Raw genomic sequence first — 21,976 nt, 5'->3', positions numbered from 1 at the left:
GAGGGCCCACGGGTAGGGCCCCGGCCATGACGCAGCCGTTCGAACTCCCGCGCTTCTACATGCCGTATCCCGCGCGGCTCAACCCGCATCTCGACGAGGCCCGCGCCCACTCGACCGCGTGGGCGCGTGAGATGGGCATGCTGGAAGGCTCCGGGATCTGGGAGCAGGCCGACCTGGAGGCCCACGACTACGGGCTCCTGTGCTCCTACACCCACCCCGACTGCGACGGCCCGGCTCTCTCGCTGATCACCGACTGGTACGTGTGGGTGTTCTTCTTCGACGACCACTTCCTGGACATGTACAAGCGCACCCAGGACCGCGCCGCCGGAAAGGCCCACCTGGACCGCCTGCCGCTGTTCATGCCGCTCGACCTGTCGACCCCCGTGCCCGAGCCGGAGAACCCCGTCGAGGCGGGTCTGAAGGACCTGTGGGCGCGTACCGTGCCGTCGATGTCCGTGGACTGGCGCCGCCGTTTCTCCGTGGCCACCGAGCACCTGCTCAACGAGTCGATGTGGGAGCTGTCGAACATCAACGAGGGGCGGATCGCCAACCCCGTCGAGTACATCGAGATGCGCCGCAAGGTGGGTGGCGCGCCCTGGTCGGCGGGGCTCGTGGAGTACGCCACCGCCGAGGTGCCCGCCGCCGTCGCCGGCACCCGGCCGCTGCGGGTCCTCATGGAGACGTTCTCCGACGCCGTCCACCTGCGCAACGACCTGTTCTCCTACCAGCGCGAGGTCGAGGACGAGGGCGAGAACAGCAACGGCGTGCTCGTCCTGGAGAAGTTCTTCGGCTGCTCCACCCAGGAGGCCGCCGAGACCGTCAACGACATCCTCACCTCACGCCTGCACCAGTTCGAGCACACCGCGCTCACCGAGGTCCCCGCCGTCGCCCTGGAGAAGGGCCTCACCCCGGACCAGGTCGCCGCGGTCGCCGCCTACACCAAGGGCCTGCAGGACTGGCAGTCCGGCGGCCACGAATGGCACATGCGCTCCAGCCGCTACATGAACGAGGGCGCGCGCACCGGCTCGCCCTGGCAGCTGCCGAGCGGCCCCGGCACCTCCGCCGCCGACGTCGCCGCGCTGCTCGCCCGCGCCGCCCAGGACCGCCTGCGCGCCTACACCCACGTGCCCTACCAGAAGGTCGGCCCGTCCATCCTGCCCGAGTTCCACATGCCGTACCGCCTCGAGCTGAGCCCCCACCTCGACGCGGCCCGCCGCAACCTCGTCCACTGGTCGCACCGCATGGGCATCCTCGCGGAGGGCGTCTGGGACGAGGACAAACTCGCCGCCTACGACCTCGCGCTCTGCTCCGCCGGCCTGGACCCGGACGCCACCCCGGAGGCCCTCGACCTCAGCGCCCAGTGGCTCGCATGGGGGACGTACGGCGACGACTACTACCCGCTGGTGTACGGCCACCGGCGGGACCTCGCCGCCGCCCGCCTGGCCACGGCCCGGCTGTCGCAGTGCATGCCCCTCGATGACGAGCCGGCCCCGGTTCCGGCCGACGCGATGGAGCGGGGCCTCGTCGACCTGTGGGCGCGTACGACGGCCGGGATGACCGCCGACGAGCGGCGCACCCTGAAGGCCGCGGTGGACGCGATGACCGAGAGCTGGGTGTGGGAGCTGTCCAACCAGCTGCAGAACCGCATTCCCGACCCGGTCGACTACCTGGAGATGCGGCGCGCCACCTTCGGCTCCGACCTGACGCTGTGCCTGTGCCGCATGGGCCGCGGACCCGCCGTCCCACCGGAGGTGTACCGCAGCGGCCCGGTGCGCTCCCTGGAGAACGCGGCCATCGACTACGCCTGTCTCCTCAACGACATCTTCTCCTACCAGAAGGAGATCGAGTACGAGGGCGAGATCCACAACGCCGTCCTGGTGGTGCAGAAGTTCTTCGGCGTCGACTATCCGGCCGCGCTGCGCGTCGTCCACGACCTGACGACCCAGCGCATGCAGCAGTTCGAGCATGTCGTCGCGCACGAACTGCCGGTGCTGTACGACGACTTCGGGCTGTCGGGAGCGGGGCGGGCCGCCATGGACGCCTACGTCCTCGACCTGCAGAACTGGCTCACCGGGATCCTGAACTGGCACCGCGAGGTCGACCGGTACAAGGCCGAGTGGCTGAGCCGCCGCTCGCACGGTTTCCTGCCCGACCGCGCACCCGCCGTGCCGGCCCTGGCGCCCGCCTGACGGCCGCCCAGCCTTCTGACTCGGCGGGCGAACCGGCGTCGCAGGCCGAGGCCCCGGAGTTCGACCACGGTGCCGGGCACGGTGGCCACGGCGCGGGACACCGGCCGAGTCACGGCCCGGCTCGCCCGGCCGGCGCGGGGGCGGTCACGCGGGCCGGGCGACCGTGGACGCCGGCTCCGGCTGGACCAGGGACACCAGGGAGAAGGGACGGCACGGCACGGTGTCCGTACCTGCCCGTCCTCGTCGTGCCCGGAGAACCGCAGACCGTGGGCGCGGAGCCGGTCACGGTCTCCGCCGGCGAACCCGGTTCGATCGTCAGGGAGGCCTCGTGGCCCACCAGCGAGCAGCCCGGCGGCTCGACGAGCAGGTCCGGGTCGTTCTGGCGTGTGCGACCGCGGTCAGACCGCAGTGCCCTCCTCGCGTGCGGGAGCGCACGGCCGCGCACGGAACTGGTCCACGGTGGAAGCCGGGGCGGAGCGGCGGCGGAGCCGGCGGGCCGGTCCGTGTGCACCGCGAGGGCCGGTCGCCCGGCCGGTGAGCACCGCGGGAGTCCACGGACTGTCCCGGGTGCGGCTCCGGACGCTCGTCGCAGGGTGGTATGACTACCCTCCGCCACCCTCCGGCCAGTCTCACTCGTTCGTGTCTCGTCGTGGCCCGGCGCGCCGGGTAAGCACCAGCCGGAGGCGAGCGAACCATGGAACAGACTGCGTTGCGTCCCAAGCCCATGCCCGGTCAGGACCCGAGGGAGGGCGGCACAGCCGGCCCGCCCCACCGCCCGCACGCCGCGCCCCGGCGGGGTCGGCGGCTGCGGACCGTGCTGTTCGGCCTGTGCGCCGGCACCGTGCTGGTGCTGTCCGGCGTCGGCATCGGCACGGTCGGCGCCACGGTGATCGGCATGAGCAGGCTCGCCGAACTCCAGCGCCACCCCCCGCAGGCCGCGCCGCCGGCCACCGCCACGCCCACCGCAGGCCCGAGTCCCGCTCAGCCCGCTCCCGCGAGGGCCACGCTGGGCGTCGAGGCCGTGGACGCCGAGAAGGCGGGCGCGCTGGTCGTGGGCGTGCACGTGCCCGGCCCCGGTTACACGGCCGGCCTGGTCCGCGGGGACGTCCTGCTGCAGTTCGGCTCCGCCCGCGTCGACACGGCCGCCGACCTCGTCCGGGCCGTCGCCCGCGCCCGGCCCGGCAAGCCGGTGCTGCTCACCGTGCGTCACGGCGGTGGGGGCTACCGGCAGTTGGCGATCGTACCGGGCGTGGTGACCTGACCAGGCCCCGGCACGCGCCCGCACCTCCCGGTCACTCAGGGAAACCCGCTGGTCACCATCCGCCCCGCGCGCCATGATGGCCCCATGCCGAGTCCCTTCTCCGACCGCAGCCCGCGGGGAGCACCGGCGATCGGCTCGCGTGCCCCTGCCCGGCCGGGCAGGATGCTGCCCGAGACGCCGTCGCCCGTTTCCCGACCCGCGCCCGGAGGCCCGGATGACCGGTAGTACGCCCGCGCTCTTCACCGCCGCCGACTACAGGGCCCGCATGGAGCGTGCCGCACGCTCCGCGGCCGACGCCGGCCTCGCGGGCCTGCTCGTGGCACCCGGGCCGGACATGGTCTGGCTCACCGGCTACACCCCCACCGCCGTCACCGAACGGCTCACCGTGCTGGTCCTGACCCCCGGCCACGACCCCGTGCTCGTCGTGCCGACCCTGGAGGCCCCGGACGCCGAGCACGCGACCGGCGCGACCGCCCTCACCCTGCGTGACTGGACCGACGGCAAGGACCCCTACGCCGTCACCGCCGCCCTCCTCGACGGCCGCGGCCGGTTCGGCATCAGCGACAACACGTGGGCCATGCACCTGCTGGGCCTGCAGCGGGCCCTGCCCGACAGCTCCTACGCCTCCCTCACCGACGCCCTCCCCATGCTGCGCGCCGTCAAGGACGCCGCGGAACTGGAACTCCTCGCAGCCGCCGGAGCGGCCGCCGACGCAACGTTCGAGGAGATCCGCAAGGTTCCCTTCGCCGGCCGCCGCGAGTCCGACGTCGGCCACGACCTCGCCCGTCTGCTGCGCCGTTTCGGCCACTCCCAGGTGGACTTCACCATCGTCGGCTCGGGGCCCAACGGCGCCAACCCGCACCACGAGATGGGCGACCGCGTCATCCAGCACGGCGACATGGTCGTCCTGGACTTCGGAGGGCTGAAGGACGGCTACGGATCCGACACCACCCGCACGGTCCACGTGGGCGAACCCACCGAGGAGGAGCGCCGGGTGCACGACGTCGTGCGCGAGGCCCAGGAGGCGGGCTGCCGGGCCGTGCGGCCCGGCGTGGCCTGCCAGGAGGTGGACCGCGCCGCCCGCGCGGTGATCGGCGACGCCGGGTACGGCGAGTACTTCATCCACCGCACCGGGCACGGCATCGGCGTCACCACGCACGAGCCGCCGTACATGATCGAGGGCGAGGAACAGCCCCTCGTGCCCGGCATGTGTTTCTCCGTGGAGCCGGGCATCTACCTGCCCGGCCGGTTCGGGGTGCGCATCGAGGACATCGTCACGGTCACCGAGGACGGCGGCCGTCGCCTCAACACCACCACGCGCGAGATGGTCATAGTGGACTGAGACACCCTGCGGAGACCCAGGAGACACCACCTTCGACGACATCCCGGAACGGCGACGCGCGACCCATGACCAAGGCATCGACACCCACCGCGGACACCGTCCGCCGACTGGTCCGTTCGCTGCTCAAGGAGGGCGGCGACGACACCGCGGGACCCGACGTGCGGCCCGTGACGGAGGGCGGCGAGCACTCCACGTGGTGGGTCGGCAGCCGCCATGTGCTGCGGCTCGCCACCGACCGCGAGGGCACCCTGCGCCAGCGCCGCGAAGTGCGCCTGCGCGATGCGGTCAGGCCGCACCTCCCCGTCGCCGTCCCCGCGGGCGTGGCGCACGGCGAGTGGGCACCGGGGCTCGGCTACACGCTCGACACCGCCATCCCCGGCGGCACCGCCGAGGAACACGACGTCTCGGCCGTCGGCGAGGCGGACCTCGCCGGGCTGCTCACCGGGCTGCGCGCGGTGCCCGCACGGCAGGCCGAGGCGCTCGGCGTGCCGCGTGCCGCCCCGCGCTCCCTGGAGGCGCTGCGCCGCATGGCGGTCCACGCGGCCGAACGGCTCGCCGCCGCCGACGAGTTCGACGCCGCCCGGCTGCACCAGCTGACCCCGCCCGGCGCGGCCCAGCTCACGGCCCAGCCCGGCACCGCGGTGCTCGTCCACCACGATCTCAAGGGCGAGCATCTGGTGGTCAGCGCCGACGGCAGGGTGCGCGGCGTCCTCGACTGGACCGACGCGGCCCTGGGAGACCCTGCCGAGGACATCGCCGGGCTCGTCCTCGCGGTCGGCTCCGGCGCTGCGGTCCGCGCGGCCACCCTCGCCGGCTACGGCGCCCGCCCCTGCCTGCGCGGCCTGTGGCTGGCCCGCTGCGACACCGTCGTCCGCCTGGCCGACCGCCTGGAGGGCCGGGACGACAGCCCCCTCCCCCTCCTGCGCACCCAGCTGACCCGCGCCTGGGAGCCGATCCTGCTGGAGCTCCTGTCGGAATTCAAGGAGGACGAGCCGGAGGGGTAGGACACCGATCCCGTGGTGGGTCAGGCACCGACGTGGCGGAGGGTTCCCGAGGCGCCGGGCGGCCCCGAGGTCCGCGCCCGTGCAGCCCGGGCGAGCAGTGGCCCGGAGACGCCGGGCGGGCCCGAGGCCGAAGGCCGTGGATGCCCGGGACACCCGTGGTGCTGGAGGCCGGATGCCGTGCACCCCCGGTAGAGACCCGTGGCCCGGGGGCGGAGGCCGGACGGGTCCCGGCGTGCCGGGGTGGGGCGGGCCTGCCCGGGAGGTTCGCTCGGTGCGGAGTCGGGGTGCCTCCCGGGCGGGGTGTGCGTCGGTCGTCCCGGATCAGGGCTGGGCCAGGACCACGCAGGACTCGCCGGGTACCCGGAGCAGTCCGTCCTGGCCCGGCGTCGAGACCGGGTCCCAGGCCGCCAGGACCATCGCGGGGCGGGTGCCCAGCGGGATCGCCGCCGGCTCCTTGCCGAGGTTCACCGCCACCCGTACGTCACCGCGCGCGAAGGCCAGCCAGCGGGCGTCCTCGTCGTACGCCACCTTCGTGTCGGCCAGGTCGGGGTCGGTGAGGTCCGGCTGCTCGTGCCGGAGCGCGATCAGGCGCCGGTACCAGGCGAGCACGCGCGCGTGGGGTTCGCGTTCCGGTTCCGACCAGTCCAGGCAGGACCGCTCACGGGTCGCCGGGTCCTGCGGGTCCGGTACGTCCTCCTCGGCCCAGCCGTGGGCCGCGAACTCCCGCCGCCGGCCTTGCCGTACCGCCTCGGCCAGCTCCGGATCCGTGTGGTCGGTGAAGAACTGCCAGGGCGTGCCCGCCGCCCACTCCTCCCCCATGAACAGCATCGGCGTGAACGGCGAGGTCAGCGTGAGCGTCGCCGCGCAGGCCAGCAGGCCGGGGGAGAGGCGGGCGGCGAGCCGGTCCCCCTGGGCGCGGTTGCCGACCTGGTCGTGGGTCTGGCTGTAGCCGACCAGCCGGTGCGCGGCCACCCGCGCCCGGTCCAGCGGCCGCCCGTGGTGCCGGCCGCGGAAGCTGGAGTACGTGCCGTCGTGGAAGTAGCCGCCGGTCAGGGTCTTGGCCAGCGCGGCGAACGGCGCGTGCGCGAAGTCCGCGTAGTAGCCCTGCGACTCACCGGTCAGCGCGGAGTGCAGGGCGTGGTGGAAGTCGTCGTTCCACTGCGCGTGCAGCCCGAGGCCGTGCTCCGCGCGCGGGGTGATGAACCGCGGGTCGTTCAGGTCCGACTCGGCGACCAGGAACAGCGGCCGGCCCAGCTCCGCGGCCAGGCCGTCCACCTCCGCCGACAGCTCTTCCAGGAAGTGCTGAGCGCGCGTGTCGTACAGCGCGTGCACCGCGTCCAGCCGGAGCCCGTCGATCCGGTAGTCCCGCAGCCATGCCAGCGCGCTGCCCACGAGGAACGCGCGCACCTCGTCCGAGCCCGGCGCGTCCAGGTTCACCGCCGAACCCCACGGCGTGTGGTGCGCCTCCGTGAAGTACGGCCCGAACCGCGGCAGGTAGTTCCCCGACGGGCCCAAGTGGTTGTGCACGACGTCCAGGACGACTCCCAGGCCGAGGTCGTGCGCCCGGTCGACGAAGCGCTTCAGCGCCTCGGGGCCGCCGTACGGCTCGTGCACGGCCCACAGCGACACCCCCTCGTAGCCCCAGCCGTGCCGCCCCGGGAACGGGCACAGCGGCATCAACTGCACGTGAGTGACGCCCAGTTCCACCAGGTGCTCCAGCCTGGCGGCGGCCGCGTCCAGGGTGCCCTCGGGGGTGTACGTGCCCACGTGCAGCTCGTAGAGCACCGCGCCCGGCAGCCCCCGCCCCGCCCACCGCGTTCGCCACGCGTAACGCCCGTGGTCCACGACCGCGCTCAGCCCGTCCGGGCCGTCCGGCTGGCGGCGCGAGCGCGGGTCGGGCAGCACCGGCCCGTCGTCGAGCGCGAACCCGTACCGCGCGCCGTCCCCGGCATCCGCCTCCCCCGTCCACCAGCCCGCGCGCTCGGGATCGCGCGCCAACGCGCGCGTGCCCCCCTCGCAATGGAGCGTCACTCGGTCCGCCTGCGGTGCCCACACCTCGAACTGCACGGACGGTTCCCCTTCGTCTGTGATGTCTCGCCTGCTCACCGTGATGTCCCGCGTCCCCATCGTGCCCGCCCGGACGATCAATCCGCTTTCGAATCCGTCCTTTCCCGGTGGTGTCGTGGAAGTACCCGCAGATCGGCGCCGATTCCGCGTGTTCTGGACACCCGGGGTTCACTGTCCGACAATCAGCTGCGTGACGTCGTCCTTCGAGTTCTCCACGTACCCCGCGCGGCTGTCCGACGCGGAGCGCGACAAGGCGCTGCAGGTGCTGCGTGACGGCGTCGCCATGGGCCGGCTCTCGCACGACACGTTCGTGCGCCGCATGGAGCTGGCGCTGGCCGCCCGCCACGCCGACGAACTGGCCGCCCTCGTCGCCGACCTGCCCCGCGAGAACCGCTTCTCCCGCGCGTTCTTCGGCTCCGTCGAGGCCGTCTCCGGGTTCACCGTACGGCTGCGCCGGGCCTGGCAGGCCGAGCGGCTGCCCAAGCTGCTGCTGCCGCACCCGGCGCGAACCCACCCGCTGCGCATCGGCCGGGACCCCGCCAACGGGCTGCGCCTGAACCACGAGACCGTCTCCCGTGTGCACGCCGAGCTCAGCCGGCAGGCGGACCTGTGGGTGCTCAGGGACCTCGGCTCCACCAACGGCACCACCGTCAACGGCCGCCGGGTGATCGGCTCGGTCGTCGTCCGCGAGGGCGACCAGGTCACCTTCGGCAGGATCGCGTTCCGCCTCGCCGCGAGCTGAACGGCACCGGCCCGTCTGTTCGAACCTGCTCACCCGCACGGGCGCGTGCCCAACCGATCGGGTGAGCCGGGCTGTGGCACGCGGGCCCGTGTGCCGATGCATCGGGCATGACGTACATGACCCGAGTGACCACGGCCGCCGGCGCCCTGCTGGCCTGTGCCGGTCTCCTCACCGCGGCCCCGGCCCAGGCGGCACCCCGCGCGACGCGGGCGGTCCTGCCCCTCACCGACGACTGGCTCTACCTCACCGTCACCCCGGGCGAGACCGCCCCGGCCGGCGACAAGCACGGCACGCTGCTGCTGTGCGACCCGGTGCCCCTGGGGTACGCGCGCGCGGCCGAAGCCTGCGGCGAACTCGCGGCCGCCGACGGCGACATCGCGCGCATCCCGGCGAAGAAGGTCTTCTGCCCGATGATCTTCGCGCCCGTGACCGTCCACGCCCACGGGCGGTGGCACGGACGGCCGGTCGACTACCAGGAGACCTACTCCAGCAGGTGCACCATGGAAGCGCGCACGGGAGCGGTGTTCGACGTGGGCCACTGAGCCCGGCCGCCGGGCGGCGCGGGCGGCGCGGAGCCTCACCCCACCCGCTCGCGGGCCTGCTGCGCCGCCACCAGCACCGTCCGGGACTGGTGCTCGACCTGGTGCTCCAACGGCACCCAGCGGGCCCGGAAGCGCACCGCGAAGGCGTCGCACCAGGCAGCGACGAGCTGTTCCAGCCGCGGTGCCGCCCGGTCGTCCGCCTCCCGCAGCACCCGCAGCAGCATCGCCGCCGCGCGCAGCGGCAGCCGCCGCCCGAAGGCGTCGACACTGCCGACGTACGCCATCGTGGTGGCGGCCGGCGGGGTGTGGATCCAGTCCTCGGCCAGGCCCGGGATCAGCTCCAGCGCCCAGCGCGCGGCCCGCAGCAGCGGGCCGTCCACGCCGTCGAGGCGGGGCAGCGCGTCGGCGAGCACCTGCTCCACCTCCAGCGCGTCCCGCAGCAGCCGCTGCGCCAGACGCCGCATCGCCGCCACCGGTGCCGGATGCGGAGCCGGATCGTCCACCAGGTCGCTCGCCCACATCGGCACCTCCACCACGGCCGTCAGACCGCCGTACCGGTGCACGTGGTACCAGGTGCTGTGGCGCGCGTCGTCCGGCATGCTCGGGTACGCGGCGCCCGTCTCCGGGCCGGGCATGACATGCACGCCGGGGCCGGAGGCCGGCCAGCCGGCGGCGTCCGAGGCGCCCGTCTCCACCGGGATGTGCAGCTGCGCCGCGGACTTGGCGAACGGCTCGGCCAGCCCCGGCACGTCCCGGGTCAACTGCACCCAGCTGCCGCCCAGGTCGGTGCCGTGCAGGGTCACCTGGAGGTAGGGCCGCAGCTCGTCGATCACCCCGGTCAGCGCCCGGGTCTCGGGTGGCAGCCGGTCCGGCGGCAGCACGGACGGCGACCACTCCGGCTGTTCCGCGCCCGTCGGCCGGTAGAAGCCGAGGTGGTAGTCGAGCAGGCTGCGCGGTGCCGGCGTCACGTGCAGGCTCGCGCCGTCCGGATCCGCGCACAGCAGGAAGTGCCAGGACGCGTCCGCCCGCAACTCCCGTTCCGCCAGCACTCTTTCTGCAAGCACCCGCAGGGTGGAGCCCCCGGTCGGCTCGTTGGCGTGGGCACCGGCGACCACCAGCACCGCCCGCCGGGCGTGCCCCACCGACAGCAGGTGCAGAGGTCTTCCCGCGCGTGAGGCGCCCACCTGCCTGAGCGAGCACAGCCCCGGTTCCTGAGCGGCCAACGCCTGTGCGGAGGCAACCAGTTCGGGAACGCTGGGATAGCGCAGCTCCGGCAGAAGACTCACCCCCGACTTGTTCCGCCCGGCTTCGCCCTCCAAGTCCCGCACGGGAAAGGTGAACTGTCAAGCATGCGGCGGGGAGGCTCCCGGGGGCGCCCGGACCCAGGCACGGGGCGCGGCGCGGGCGGTGCGTGCCGTGTGCTCACTGCTGGTGCAGGCCACGTCCCGCGAGCGTCAGGAACACCTCGCCCACCGCCTCCGACAGCGTCGGATGCGCGTGCACATGCCGGGCCACGTCCGAGGGCTCCGCGTCCCAGCCGACGATCAGCTGGCTCTCGGCGATCATCTCCGACACGTTCGGGCCGACCAGGTGCACCCCGAGCACCTGCCCGGCGCCGGCCTCGGCGACGACCTTCACCATGCCGCCCCGGCCGTGCACCATGCCCTTGGCCACGGCGGTCAGCGGCATGGTGTCGACCTCGACCTCTCGCCCACGCGCGCGTGCCTCGGTCTCGCTCAGCCCCACCGAGGCGGTCTGCGGAGAGGAGTACGTCACCCGGGGCACGGCCGCGTAGTCCACCGGGGCCGGGGGCAGCCCCGCCAGCGTCTCGGCGACCAGCAGGCCCTCCGCGAACGAGGCGTGGGCGAGGCCGAGCGAGGGCGGCGGCAGCAGGTCCCCGACGACATGGATGCCGGGTACGGCCGTCTCCAGCCGGTTCCAGTCCGCCGGTACGACGAAACCCCGCTCGTCGGTCGTCAGTCCGGCCGCCGCCAGGCCGAGCCCCTCGGTGACCGGTACCCGGCCGACGGCCACCAGCAGCCGCTCCGCCTCCACCGTGCGCGTCTCGCCCCGCGCGGTGCGCACCCTCGCGCGTACGCCGTTGTCCAGCACCTCGGTGTCCAGCAGCCGGGCGCCCGCGTGGACATCGATGCCGCGCTTCCTCAGGCCGCGCGTCAGATGGCGGCTCACGTCGGCGTCCTCCAGCGGCACGATCCGGTCCGCGGCCTCGACCAGGGTGACCTCCGCGCCCATGGACCGGTGGAAGGAGGCGTACTCCACGCCGATCGCGCCCCCGCCCAGCACCAGGACGGAGGCCGGCAGTCCCGGCGCGAACAGCGCATCGTCACTGGTGACGATGTGCTGTCCGTCCGGTTCGAGCCCCAGGAGCGTGCGCGGACGCGAGCCGGTCGCGAGCACGATCCCACGCCGCGCGCTGAAGTCGTGTACGCCCGACTCGAGATCGGTGTGCGGGCGCGCGTCCTGGGCGTGCGCTCTCAGCGTCCGCCTGTCCGCCGTGCCCGGCGCGGAATCCGTGCGCACGCTCTCCACGCGTACCGTCCGCGGCCCCGTCAGCCGTGCGGTGCCCCGCACCACCCGCACGCCGGCGTGCGCCAGGTGCGCCTCTACCCCCTTGTGATTGCGCGCCACGATGTCGTCCCGCGTGGCCACCAGCGCCGCCCAGTCGACCGAGTCCAGCGTGGCCTTCACGCCCCACCGCTCTCGCGCCTCGGCGATTCCGTCGACGAGTTCGGCGGCGTGCAGCATCGCCTTGCTCGGGATGCAGCCCCGGTGCAGACAGGTCCCGCCCACCTTGTCGCGTTCGACGAGGACGACGTCCAGCCCGAGGGCGGCGGCACGCAGGGCGGTGCCGTACCCGCCCGTGCCGCCGCCGATGACGATGACGTCCGCTGTGTGCGTGGCTCGTGTGGTCATGGCCCCACCCTCCGCCCACCCCTTGTCATGAGTCCAAGGCAATGTTCTTGTGGAAGCCATGCAGGATGCTTATGGGCCTGGGGGGAGGGCTCCGAGTTGAGCCTGCGGCAGATGGAGTACTTCGTGACGGTCGTCCAGGAGGCGTCCTTCACCCGCGCGGCGGACGCCCTGAACGTCACGCAGCCGGCGCTCTCGCACCAGGTCAAGGCCCTGGAGAGGTCGGTCGGCGGCGCCCTGCTGGAGCGCTTGCCCCGTGGCGTGCGCCTCACCCCCATGGGGCGCGCCTTCCTGCCGCACGCCGAACTCGCCGTCCGCAGCGCCGCACAGGCCCGTCGCGCGGCCCGGGCCACCGCCGGGGCCGAGGGCGGCGAACTGCACGTCGCCACCCTGCACTCCCTCGCCGTGGGCGTCCTGCCCGACGTCTTCGCCCGCTGGCGTACGGCCCGCCCCCGGGTGCTGCTGCGGCTGCACGAGTACGCCACCGCCGAGGCGCTGGAGGAGGCGGTGCAGCACGGCACCGCCGACCTCGCCTTCGGTCCGGAGCCCACCGAGCCGCACGGCACGGTCGTACCGGTCGGTGAGGAGGAACTGGTCCTGGTGGTCCCCTTCGACGACCGGCTCGCGGGCCGTACGACGGTGCGGCTGCCCGAGCTCGCCGACCGGGCCTGGGTGCGCTGTGCGCTGGAGCCCGTCGTCCACGGCGAGCGCTTCCTCGACTGGGCCTGTGGGCGGGCCGGGTTCAGGCCGCGGACCGCCGTGTGGACCGAGCACAGCTCGACGGCCGTGCGCATGGCCGCCGCCGGGGTCGGGGTGTGCGCCGCCTCGGCCGACGTCGTGCGCGGGGCGGTGGGCGAGGACTGCGCCGTCCTCACCCCCGACCCGGCCTGGAAGCGCCCCCTGGCGGTCTACGCGCGCGTGCCGCCCACCGGTGCCGCCGAGGCCTTCGTCGACCTCCTGCGCGCCACCTGGGCCGCCCCGGGCGCCCCTCCGGCCGGCTGAGCCCGTCGGCACGTCGCGCACCCTCCGTGACCGGCCCAGGCACCGTCACCGGTCGGCCGGACGGAGGGAGGAACACGCGCCGCTCCGCCTGCCCGCCGAGCCTCCTCGGCGCCCTGGCCGCTCAGAGCAACCGGGGCCCTCCGCGCCCACGTTCCCGGCGACCGCCGCGTTCCCCGGCCGCTCCCTCACCCCTCCGCGACCCGCTCCAGCAGCACCGCCGGCAGCCGGTCGAAAAGGTCCGCCACGCGCACGTCGCCGCCGAACTCCCGTCCCGGCGTGAGGACGTCCGCCCACCGGCCGGGCGGCAGCGCCAGTCGCGTGTCCCGCCAGCCGCCCGCCTCCGCGAGCAGCAGCGACAGGCGGGTCACCGCCGTGACCACCTCACCCGAGCGCGCGAAGGCCACACAGTGCCCGGCCGCCGGGCCCTCGGCGGCCAGCGGGTCGTACGACGCGGCCGCGCCGAAGGCCCCGGGGCGCCGGGCACGCAGCCGCAGCGCCGCCGCCGTCAGCGCGTCCTTCTCGCCGGGCACCTCGGGCGGGAACGCCACCGGACGCCGGTTGTCCGGGTCCACCAGCGCCCGGTACTCGCCCTCCGTGCCCTGGTACACGTCCGGCACCCCCGGCATCGTCAGATGGACCAGGGCGGTGCCGAGCACGTTGGCCCGGACGTGCGGCTCCAGCGCCTTGCGGAACGCGGCCACGCGCTCACCGGGCGGCCCGCACGGCCCGGCGGCGACGAACGCGGCCACCGCCTCCTCGTACGGCGGCTCCTGCTCCGTCCAGCTGGTGTACATGCCCGCCTCGCGCACATGCTTCAGCAGCGTCTGCCGGACCCGCTCCTCCTCGGCCGACCCGAGCCCGAACACCGTCTGCCAGGCCGCCCAGGCCAGCTGCCCGTCCGGCGCGCCCTCCTCGGGCAGGGTCACCTCGGCCAGCAACTCCGCCCACCGGTCCGGGCATTCGGTGAGCACGGCCAGCGCGGCGCGGACGTCGGCACTGCGCTTGGTGTCGTGCGTGGAGACGACCGTGCCGGTGAGCGGCCAGTCGCGCTGCACGCGCGCGCAGTACGCGTGGAAGTCCTCCGGGGACACCCCCGGCCGGCCCGGATCCGCGCCCACCTCGGTCGCCGACAGCAGCGGCACATAGCGGTAGAACGCCGTGTCCTCCACCGACTTGGCACGCAGCGCCGACGCCGTCTGCGCGAACCGGGTGCGGAACTCCACCCGGTCGGCGTGGTCCGGTGCCGACCCGTCACCGAGCGGCTCGACCAGCAGCCGGCGCACGATGCCGACGGCCTCCGCCTCCTCCGGCACCACGAAGGCGAGCCGGGCCTCCTCGGCGGCCTCCTCGGTGACGACGGCGGCCGCGTCACCGGAGGTGTACGGCCGGTACACCCGCATCCGCACCAGCAGCTCCTCCACGGCGGTGCGCAGCGCCCAGGGAGCCCGGTCGCGCAGCGCGAGGTCCGGCGAGGACGCGCACAGCCGGGTGGCCACCCGGGTGAGGCGGTCGGCCTCGGCGGCCAGCTCGTGGGTGAGCACCTTGTAGGCGGCCCGGCGCACCGTGGCCTCCCAGTTGCCGCCCCGGTCCGTCTGCGGCGCCGCGAACGCCCGGTACCGGCCGAGCAGTTCGTACGCCCCCTTCTGGTCGGTGAACAGGCCGTCGACCTGCCGCAGGGCGTCGTAGCCGGTGGTGCCGGCGACCGGCCAGGAGGCCGGCAGCCGTTCGCCGTCGGCGAGGATCTTCTCCACCACCGTCCAGCGCCCGCCGGTCGCCTCGTGCAGCCGGGCGAGGTAGCCGTCGGGATCGGCGAGGCCGTCGGGGTGGTCGACGCGCAGTCCGTCGAGCACGCCCTCGTCGAGCAGCTGGAGGATCTTGGCGTGGGTGGCGTCGAACACCTCCGCATCCTCCACGCGCAGCCCGATCAGCTCCGAGATGCTGAAGAACCGCCGGTAGTTCAGCTCGGTGCGGGCCAGCCTCCACCACACCGGGCGGTACCACTGGGCGTCCAGCAGCTGCGGCAGGGGAAGCTCGGCGGTGCCGGCGCGCAGCGGGAACGCGTGGTCGTGATAGCGCAGTACGTCGCCGTCGACCACGAGATGCTCCAACTGCGAGCCGACGGGACCGCCGAGCACCGGCAGCAGCACCCGCCCGCCCTGCGCCTCCCAGTCGATGTCGAACCAGCGCGCGTATGGGGAGCCGGGCCCCTCGCGCAGCACCTCCCACAGGACGTGGTTGTGCCGGGGGGCCATCGCCATGTGGTTCGGCACGATGTCGGCCACCAGGCCCAGACCGTGCTCCCGCGCGGTCCGCGCCAGCGACCGCAGGCCCTCCTCGCCGCCGAGTTCCTCACGCACGCGCGCGTGGTCCACCACGTCGTAGCCGTGCGTGGAGCCGGGCACGGCCTCCAGGACGGGGGACAGATGCAGGTGCGAGACGCCGAGCGACGCCAGGTACGGTACGGCCGCCGCGGCGGCGGCGAACGGGAAGGCGGGCTGGAGCTGCAGCCGGTAGGTCGCCGTGGGCACCTCCGGTCCGGGTCGCGCAGAAGTCATGGAAACCTACGTACCCAGCCTGCCGCCTTTCGTGTCATCGGTCCCTGCACGCACCCACGCGCGCGTGCCTAGCGTCGAGCGATGGGGACAACGGGGAAGCCGGATCGGCGCCGGGCGCGGGACACCTACCGTCAGGTGATCGGCCTGACCGGACCGCTGCTGCCGTGCGTGTCGTTCCTGGGCCGGCTGCCGACGGCCACCATCCAGTTCGGCAGCGTGCTGCTCGTCGCCCGGACGAGTGGCTCCCTGTCGGCGGCGGGGCTGACGGGCGGGGCCCTCGCGCTCGGCCAGGTCGTCTGCGGGCCGCTCGTGGGGCGGCTCGCGGACCGGCACGGGCAGCGGACGGTCGTGCCGGCGTTCTCGCTCGCCAACGCGCTCGCCGTGGCCCTGCTCGTCGCCGGAGCACTCGCGGGCCCGCCGGTGCCCGTCCTGGCCCTTCTGGGGGCCGCCGCGGGTGCCACCGTGCCGCTCGTCGGCCCGCTGGCCCGCACCCGACTGGTCGCGCTGGCCCGCCGCGCCGGCGTTCCCGAGGCGAGCGTCGGCGCCGCCCTGTCCTTCGAGAGCACCCTGGACGAGCTGTCGTTCGTGCTCGGACCGGCACTCGTCGGTGTGGCGGCGGTGCTCGCCCATCCGGCCTACGCGATGGGCGGTGCGGCGGTACTGGTGGCCGTCTGCGGCAGCGCCTTCGCCCTGCACCCCACGGCCCGCCTGCTCACACCGGCTGCCAAGGCCCCCACCCCGGCCCGCGAAGGCCCGGCCACCGCACGCACGCCCGAGGCCGCCGCCCCCGCCCCGACGCTCGAGGCTCCCGCCGCCGTTCCCGGCCGGGAAGGCCGCGCCGTGGCCCCCGAACGGGACGCTCCCGCTGTCGCGCCCGCCGGACGGGCTTGCGGCGCCGGCCTCGTACGTGCTCCCGGGGGCGGGGTTCCCGTCGCCGGTCCCGCACGCGCTCGCGAGGCGTCCGCCCCCGCCACCGCGGACGCCGTCGTCGGCCGCGGCCGACGGGCTGCCGGGAGTGCGCGCGGGTGTGCCCGGCGGCCCCCGCTGCCCCGGTGTGTTCCCGCTCTGCTCGCCGCCCTCGCCTTCCAGGGGGCGATGTTCGGGGCGTGCCAGGCCGGGATCGCCGCCCTCACCGGCCGGCTGGGCCAGGAGGACCAGGCGGGGCTCGTGTACGCGGAAATGGGGGTGATGAGCGCCGTGGCCGGGTTCGGGATGGCCGCCGTACCGGAGCGGTTCGGTCCGCGGGCGCGGTGGCGGCTGGCGACGGGGGCCTGCTGCGCGCTGTCGCTGCCGCTGCTCGGCATCACCGGACTGCCCGGTCTGTACGCCGTCGTCACGGTCCTCGGCGTCACCTACGCCCCGCACCTCGTCACCGTGTTCGGGCTCCTGGAGCGCGCGGTCGCGCCGGCCCGGCTGGCCGAGGCGATGGGGACCGCCACGAGCGCGCTCGTCGGCGGGCAGGCCCTGGCGGTCGCCGTCACCGGCCGCCTCGCCGACTCCTACGGCCCCTCGGCGGCGTTCGCGGCGGCGAGCACGGTGGCCGCGCTCGCCTTCGCCCTGGCCCTGACGACGCGTCCGACGACGTACCAGACACCCGTGGGTCATGGAAATGCCCCCCACGCGCGCGTACCGGACAGGCAGCCCTAGGCCTGTCGTCGAACTCCCGCCTGCCCCGCGACGCCGTGCACGCACTCTCGTCGCACCGGGCCGGGGCCCGGCACGCCGGGAGCACGCAGCTGACGCCGCGAGGGCCGCCCTCCGGGCCGGACGACGGGAGTTCGACGACAGGGCCTGGCTAGGGGCTGCCGTCTCGGCCGTGCACGCCCGTCACGCCGGCCGCTGGAGCACCGTCAGGCTGCGGCCGGGCAGGGTGATCCGGTCACCCGCGGCGACCTTCGTCCCGGACCCCGGCGGCACCCCCTCCGGATGCGCGGTGTCGACGACCACCTGCCACTGCCGGCCGTGGTTGACCGGCACCAGGAAGTCCAGCTCGCCCGGGGAGGCGTTGAACATCAGCAGGAACGAGTCGTCCGTGATGCGCTCCCCGCGCGGGCCGGGCTCGGAGATCGCGTTGCCGTTCAGGAACACCGTCAGCGCGGACGCCCGCGCCGAGTCCCAGTCCCGCTGGGTCATCTCGGTGCCCTCCGGAGTGAACCAGGCGATGTCGGACAGCTCGTCGTGGGTGCCCTCCACCGGGCGGCCGTGGAAGAACCGGCGGCGGCGGAGGACCGGGTGGTCGCGCCGCAGCCACACCATCGCGCGCGTGAATTCCAGCAGCTCCCGGTCGGCACCCTCGCCCTCCGGCCAGCGCACCCACGAGATGTCGTTGTCCTGGCAGTAGGCGTTGTTGTTGCCGCGCTGGGTGCGGGCGAACTCGTCGCCGTGACTGATCATCGGCACGCCCTGGGACAGCATCAGCGTGGCGACGAAGTTCCGCATCTGCCGGGCGCGCAGCGCGAGTACCTCCGGATCGTCGGTCTCGCCCTCGACCCCGCAGTTCCAGGACCGGTTGTGGCTCTCGCCGTCCCGGTTGTCCTCGCCGTTGGCCGTGTTGTGCTTGTCGTCGTACGAGACGAGGTCGTGCAACGTGAAGCCGTCATGGCAGGTCACGAAGTTGATCGAGGCCAGCGGGCGGCGCCCGTCGTCCTGGTACAGATCCGACGACCCCGTCAGCCGGGAGGCGAACTCCGCGAGCGCCCTCGGCTCGCCCCGCCACAGGTCCCGTACCGTGTCCCGGTACTTGCCGTTCCACTCCGTCCACAGCGGCGGGAAGTTGCCCACCTGGTAGCCGCCCTCGCCCACGTCCCACGGTTCGGCGATCAGCTTCACCTGCGAGACCACCGGGTCCTGCTGCACCAGGTCGAAGAACGACGACAGCCGGTCCACCTCGTGGAACTGCCGGGCCAGCGTCGCGGCCAGGTCGAAGCGGAAGCCGTCGACGTGCATCTCGGTGACCCAGTAGCGCAGTGAGTCCATGATCAGCTGGAGCACGTGCGGGGACCGCATGAGCAGCGAGTTCCCCGTGCCGGTGGTGTCCATGTAGTAGCGCGGATCGTCCGCGAGCCGGTAGTACGACGCGTTGTCGATGCCCTTGAAGGACAGCGTCGGACCCAGATGATTGCCCTCGGCGGTGTGGTTGTAGACGACGTCGAGGATGACCTCGATCCCGGCCTCGTGCAGCGCCCGGACCGCCGACTTGAACTCCAGCACCTGCTGGCCGCGGTCGCCCCAGGAAGCGTACGCGTTGTGCGGGGCGAAGAAGCCGATGGTGTTGTAGCCCCAGTAGTTGCCCAGGCCCATGTCGGCCAGCCGGTGGTCGTTGACGAACTGGTGAACGGGCATCAGCTCGAGGGCCGTCACCCCGAGCTCGGTCAGGTGCTCGATCAGCGCCGGATGCGCGAGGGCCGCGTACGTGCCGCGCAGCTCCTCCGGGAGGCCGGGGTGACGCATGGTCAGGCCCTTGACGTGGGCCTCGTAGATCACCGTGTGGTGGTACTCGGTGCGCGGCGGCCGGTCGTCCCCCCAGTCGAAGTAGGGGTTGATCACCACCGAGGCCATGGTGTGCGGGGCGGAGTCCAGGTCGTTGCGGCTGTCCGGCGAGCCGAAGTGGTAGCCGTACACCTCCTCGCCCCATCGGACCGTGCCGCTGACCGCTTTCGCGTACGGGTCGAGCAGCAGCTTCGCGGAGTTGCAGCGCAGCCCGCGCCCGGGGTCGTACGGGCCGTGCACCCGGAACCCGTACCGCTGTCCCGGCATCACGCCCGGCACGTACGCGTGCCGCACGAACGCGTCGCTCTCGCGCAGTTCCACCGCCGTCTCCGAGCCGTCGTCGTGGAGCAGACACAGCTCTACTCGGTCCGCGGCCTCCGTGTAGACCGCGAAGTTGGTTCCGGCGCCGTCATAGGTGGCGCCGAGCGGATACGCCTCTCCAGGCCAGACCTGCATGGCTACGACTCTCCCAGGTGTGCTGCCGTGCTGGGGGCGCGTCGGCCCCCGAGTCTCCCCGAAAGTGACGGAACCTCCCGTGACTTGCCTCCCTCTTACCCACCGACCAGCGTGCACGGTGGCTCTCCTACCCGCTGTGTGCCGAACCAGTGGGGCAACACGTACTCCCGGACGACAACGGGGAGCAGGGGGACGATGTGCGTGAGACAGTGCACCGCCATCTGGGCACGTTAGTGGCAGGAGTGGCCCTGGCGGCGGTGGGGACCGCCGCGACGGTCGCGATCACCCTGCCGGGCACGGCGGGGGCGGACGCGTCGGGCGGGGCCGGAGGCGGCGGTACGCGGCCCGGGCAGGGCCCGGACGCGGTCCGGCCCGGTGTCGTCGAACAGGCGCCCGCCGCACTGGGCAAGGGGACCGGCCGGGACCCGCTGACCGACGACGAGATCCGGCGGGCCGAGCAGATCGCCCTGGACCGGCAGCTGCTGAACACCGGCGAGAACGTCGACGGCGGGCGGGGACCGCAGCGGCTGGGCGCCGACCTCGCCGAATCCGAGCCCGGCGAGGCGGACGACCCCGACGCACCGCGACGCGCCGACATCACCTTCTACGACTACAAGAGCGACACCCTCGTCACCAAGACCGTCGATCTGGACGCCGGAAGGGTCGTGCGGGCCGGCACCCGGCGCGGCGTCCAGCCGCCACCGAGCCGGGACGAGAACGCCGAGGCCGCCCGGCTCCTGATCGCCTCCCCGCTCGGCGCGGGTCTGACGGCGGACTACAAGGACGCCACCGGCAGGGCGCTGACCTCCCCGGACCAGCTGCTGCTGAGCGGCGGCGTCTACCGGGCCGCTCCGGGCGCCCAGCCCGCCGCCCTCGACCAGTGCGGCACGCACCGGTGCGTCCGGCTGTTCACCAAGGTCAGGAACGGGCCCTGGATCGACACCAGGTCCGTGGTGATCGACCTGAGCGCCCGCAACGTCGCCGCGCTCGGCCACCGCTGACCGGCGTCATCCCGGACCGCACCTCTCGCAAGGGAGCTATTTCGACATGCCCACGTACGGAATCCGTGTCGCCGGCAGGGCGGCGGCCGTCGGCCTGACCGTGGCCGCGCTGGCTGCCGCCGGACCGGCCGCCGCCCGTCCGGCCACGGCCGCCACCGCGCCCGCCGCCGACTGCAGCTCCGCCTACCGCATCGAGCAGAAGCTCTCCACCGGCACGACCTGGCGGATGTGCTGGCACTACGACGGCAAGGCCGGTCTCGTCCTGGAGAGGATCAGCTACCAGCCCAAGGGCGAGCCGAAGCCGATCAAGGTCCTGAACAGCGCGAGACTCGCCCAGATCCATGTCCCCTACGACGACGGACAGCACGAGTACAGCGACCTGACGGACGAGGACTTCGCCGCCTCCCTGATGAACCTGTCACCCGCCGAGTGCCCCGGCGGCACCATCAAGACCGTCAAGGTCCCCGACCCCGTCGACACGGCTCACCCGTACGTCAAGGGCCTGTGCACGACCACCCGTTCGCGTGGTCACGCCTACCGCATGCACGACGACCTCGGCACGGGCAGGGTCTACCAGGCGCAGGGCAAGGACTTCCTCGTCTACACCGTCAACCAGGTCGGCTGGTACGAGTACATCACCGAGTGGCGCTTCCAGGACGACGGCACCATCGCCATGAACGTCGGTGCGACCGGCAGCCTGTCCTGGGAGGACTACGACGCCGGTGACGGCCGCGGCTGGCCCGTCGGCAAGGGCGCCAAGGCCTATGCCACCAGCCACAGCCACAACGTCTTCTGGCGGCTCGACTTCGGCCTCGACGGCTCGTCCAGGACGAAGGTCGAACAGTACGACTCGGCCGTCAGCCCGCGCGCCGGCGGGCAGCAGGGCCCGAGCACGAAGACCACCCGCACCGGGGTCACCAGGGAGATGGCGGCCGACCTGAAGGACTACCGCTGGTGGCGGGTGGTCAGCGCGACCGGCAGGAACAACGACGGCCACGCCCGTTCGTACGAGATCGTCCCCGGCCCCACCACCAAGTACCTCGGCCGCCCCTTCACCGAGCACGACCTCTACGTCACCGAGTACGACCCCTGCGAACTGTTCGCCAGCGACAACCCCAAGTGCGGCCGCGGACACCCCACGTCCGTCGACACCTGGGTCGGCGGACAGGCCCTGACCCACCCGGTGATCTGGATGAACGTCGGCTTCCACCACATCGCGCGGGACGAGGACCAGCAGCCGATGCCGGTGCACTGGCAGGGCTTCGCCCTCGTCCCGCGCGACGTGACGGCTATGAATCCGCTCACTCCGGGTGACCTGGCATGGCAGAACGGCCATTGGGAACCTCGAAGTTGAGGAAAACAGTTGAGAAACCGACCTGTCCATCCGGCTGCACC

The 21,976-nt window shown here is 73.7% G+C and carries 15 protein-coding genes; 10 read left to right on the top strand and 5 right to left on the bottom strand.

What is annotated here, in order from left to right; all coding sequences use genetic code 11:
* Positions 1 to 26: 26 nt before the first annotated feature.
* From cyc2 to AB0L59_RS11870, 4 genes are all read left to right on the top strand, one after another.
* Entirely contained in the window at positions 27 to 2,189 is a 2,163-nt protein-coding gene (gene cyc2 / locus AB0L59_RS11885; protein ID WP_365581890.1) for a germacradienol/geosmin synthase Cyc2, read from the top strand.
* Positions 2,190 to 2,883: 694 nt separating this feature from the next.
* Positions 2,884 to 3,450: a PDZ domain-containing protein gene (locus tag AB0L59_RS11880; RefSeq protein ID WP_365581888.1), complete on the top strand. Its 567-nt coding sequence runs from the start codon at positions 2,884 to 2,886 to the stop codon at positions 3,448 to 3,450.
* 214 nt (positions 3,451 to 3,664) lie between these two features.
* A complete protein-coding gene (locus tag AB0L59_RS11875; RefSeq protein WP_365581887.1) occupies positions 3,665 to 4,792 on the top strand; it encodes an aminopeptidase P family protein in 1,128 nt (375 codons plus the stop codon).
* Between the two features lie 65 nt (positions 4,793 to 4,857).
* Positions 4,858 to 5,796 carry an aminoglycoside phosphotransferase family protein gene (locus tag AB0L59_RS11870; protein WP_365581885.1) on the top strand — a complete coding sequence of 313 codons (939 nt, stop codon included), beginning with the start codon at positions 4,858 to 4,860 and terminating at the stop codon, positions 5,794 to 5,796.
* A 321-nt stretch (positions 5,797 to 6,117) separates the two neighbouring features.
* On the opposite strand, the gene treZ is transcribed toward AB0L59_RS11870, so the two are convergent.
* Positions 6,118 to 7,863, bottom strand: coding sequence for a malto-oligosyltrehalose trehalohydrolase (gene treZ, locus AB0L59_RS11865; protein ID WP_365581884.1), 1,746 nt, complete (start codon positions 7,861 to 7,863; stop codon positions 6,118 to 6,120).
* Between the two features lie 190 nt (positions 7,864 to 8,053).
* Between treZ and AB0L59_RS11860 the strand changes: the two genes are divergently transcribed.
* Both AB0L59_RS11860 and AB0L59_RS11855 read left to right on the top strand, forming a co-directional pair.
* Positions 8,054 to 8,605 carry a DUF1707 and FHA domain-containing protein gene (locus tag AB0L59_RS11860; protein WP_365581883.1) on the top strand — a complete coding sequence of 184 codons (552 nt, stop codon included), beginning with the start codon at positions 8,054 to 8,056 and terminating at the stop codon, positions 8,603 to 8,605.
* 107 nt (positions 8,606 to 8,712) lie between these two features.
* A complete protein-coding gene (locus tag AB0L59_RS11855) occupies positions 8,713 to 9,147 on the top strand; it encodes an SSI family serine proteinase inhibitor (RefSeq protein ID WP_365581881.1) in 435 nt (144 codons plus the stop codon).
* 35 nt (positions 9,148 to 9,182) lie between these two features.
* On the opposite strand, the gene AB0L59_RS11850 is transcribed toward AB0L59_RS11855, so the two are convergent.
* Together AB0L59_RS11850 and lpdA are read right to left on the bottom strand one after the other, a co-directional pair.
* Positions 9,183 to 10,433 carry a M14 family zinc carboxypeptidase gene (locus AB0L59_RS11850; protein WP_365581880.1) on the bottom strand — a complete coding sequence of 417 codons (1,251 nt, stop codon included), beginning with the start codon at positions 10,431 to 10,433 and terminating at the stop codon, positions 9,183 to 9,185.
* A gap of 136 nt (positions 10,434 to 10,569) precedes the next feature.
* A complete protein-coding gene (lpdA, locus tag AB0L59_RS11845) occupies positions 10,570 to 12,081 on the bottom strand; it encodes a dihydrolipoyl dehydrogenase (RefSeq protein WP_365581879.1) in 1,512 nt (503 codons plus the stop codon).
* Between the two features lie 111 nt (positions 12,082 to 12,192).
* Between lpdA and AB0L59_RS11840 the strand changes: the two genes are divergently transcribed.
* On the top strand, positions 12,193 to 13,080 hold the full coding sequence (locus AB0L59_RS11840; RefSeq protein ID WP_365581877.1) for a LysR family transcriptional regulator: 888 nt from the start codon (positions 12,193 to 12,195) through the stop codon (positions 13,078 to 13,080).
* Positions 13,081 to 13,265: 185 nt separating this feature from the next.
* On the opposite strand, the gene treY is transcribed toward AB0L59_RS11840, so the two are convergent.
* Positions 13,266 to 15,635: a malto-oligosyltrehalose synthase gene (gene treY / locus AB0L59_RS11835; protein ID WP_365581876.1), complete on the bottom strand. Its 2,370-nt coding sequence runs from the start codon at positions 15,633 to 15,635 to the stop codon at positions 13,266 to 13,268.
* 81 nt (positions 15,636 to 15,716) lie between these two features.
* Between treY and AB0L59_RS11830 the strand changes: the two genes are divergently transcribed.
* Complete coding sequence (locus AB0L59_RS11830) at positions 15,717 to 17,282, top strand: MFS transporter (protein WP_365581875.1); 1,566 nt, start codon at positions 15,717 to 15,719, stop codon at positions 17,280 to 17,282.
* Between the two features lie 180 nt (positions 17,283 to 17,462).
* On the opposite strand, the gene glgX is transcribed toward AB0L59_RS11830, so the two are convergent.
* On the bottom strand, positions 17,463 to 19,580 hold the full coding sequence (gene glgX / locus AB0L59_RS11825) for a glycogen debranching protein GlgX (RefSeq protein WP_365581873.1): 2,118 nt from the start codon (positions 19,578 to 19,580) through the stop codon (positions 17,463 to 17,465).
* A gap of 197 nt (positions 19,581 to 19,777) precedes the next feature.
* Here glgX and AB0L59_RS11820 point away from each other — a divergent pair, with 197 nt between their 5' ends.
* Both AB0L59_RS11820 and AB0L59_RS11815 read left to right on the top strand, forming a co-directional pair.
* On the top strand, positions 19,778 to 20,581 hold the full coding sequence (locus AB0L59_RS11820) for a Tat pathway signal sequence domain protein (protein ID WP_365581871.1): 804 nt from the start codon (positions 19,778 to 19,780) through the stop codon (positions 20,579 to 20,581).
* 46 nt (positions 20,582 to 20,627) lie between these two features.
* Entirely contained in the window at positions 20,628 to 21,935 is a 1,308-nt protein-coding gene (locus AB0L59_RS11815) for a copper amine oxidase (RefSeq protein WP_365581870.1), read from the top strand.
* The last annotated feature ends 41 nt before the right edge of the window (positions 21,936 to 21,976 follow it).

This window comes from Streptomyces sp. NPDC052109 (assembly GCF_040680195.1).
Taxonomy (GTDB): Bacteria; Actinomycetota; Actinomycetes; order Streptomycetales; family Streptomycetaceae; genus Streptomyces.
Note: the sequence above shows the minus strand (reverse complement) of the source record. Positions and strands in the feature narration are given on the sequence as shown.

Bases quoted from the DNA above. Each gene is read 5' to 3' on its own strand.
- cyc2 (WP_365581890.1), top strand. From the start codon at position 27: ATGACGCAGCCGTTCGAACTCCCGCGCTTCTACATGCCGTATCCCGCG.
- AB0L59_RS11880 (WP_365581888.1), top strand. From the start codon at position 2,884: ATGGAACAGACTGCGTTGCGTCCCAAGCCCATGCCCGGTCAGGACCCG.
- AB0L59_RS11875 (WP_365581887.1), top strand. From the start codon at position 3,665: ATGACCGGTAGTACGCCCGCGCTCTTCACCGCCGCCGACTACAGGGCC.
- AB0L59_RS11870 (WP_365581885.1), top strand. From the start codon at position 4,858: ATGACCAAGGCATCGACACCCACCGCGGACACCGTCCGCCGACTGGTC.
- AB0L59_RS11855 (WP_365581881.1), top strand. From the start codon at position 8,713: ATGACGTACATGACCCGAGTGACCACGGCCGCCGGCGCCCTGCTGGCC.
- lpdA (WP_365581879.1), bottom strand. From the start codon at position 12,081: ATGACCACACGAGCCACGCACACAGCGGACGTCATCGTCATCGGCGGC.
- AB0L59_RS11840 (WP_365581877.1), top strand. From the start codon at position 12,193: ATGGAGTACTTCGTGACGGTCGTCCAGGAGGCGTCCTTCACCCGCGCG.
- treY (WP_365581876.1), bottom strand. From the start codon at position 15,635: ATGACTTCTGCGCGACCCGGACCGGAGGTGCCCACGGCGACCTACCGG.
- AB0L59_RS11830 (WP_365581875.1), top strand. From the start codon at position 15,717: ATGGGGACAACGGGGAAGCCGGATCGGCGCCGGGCGCGGGACACCTAC.
- glgX (WP_365581873.1), bottom strand. From the start codon at position 19,580: ATGCAGGTCTGGCCTGGAGAGGCGTATCCGCTCGGCGCCACCTATGAC.
- AB0L59_RS11815 (WP_365581870.1), top strand. From the start codon at position 20,628: ATGCCCACGTACGGAATCCGTGTCGCCGGCAGGGCGGCGGCCGTCGGC.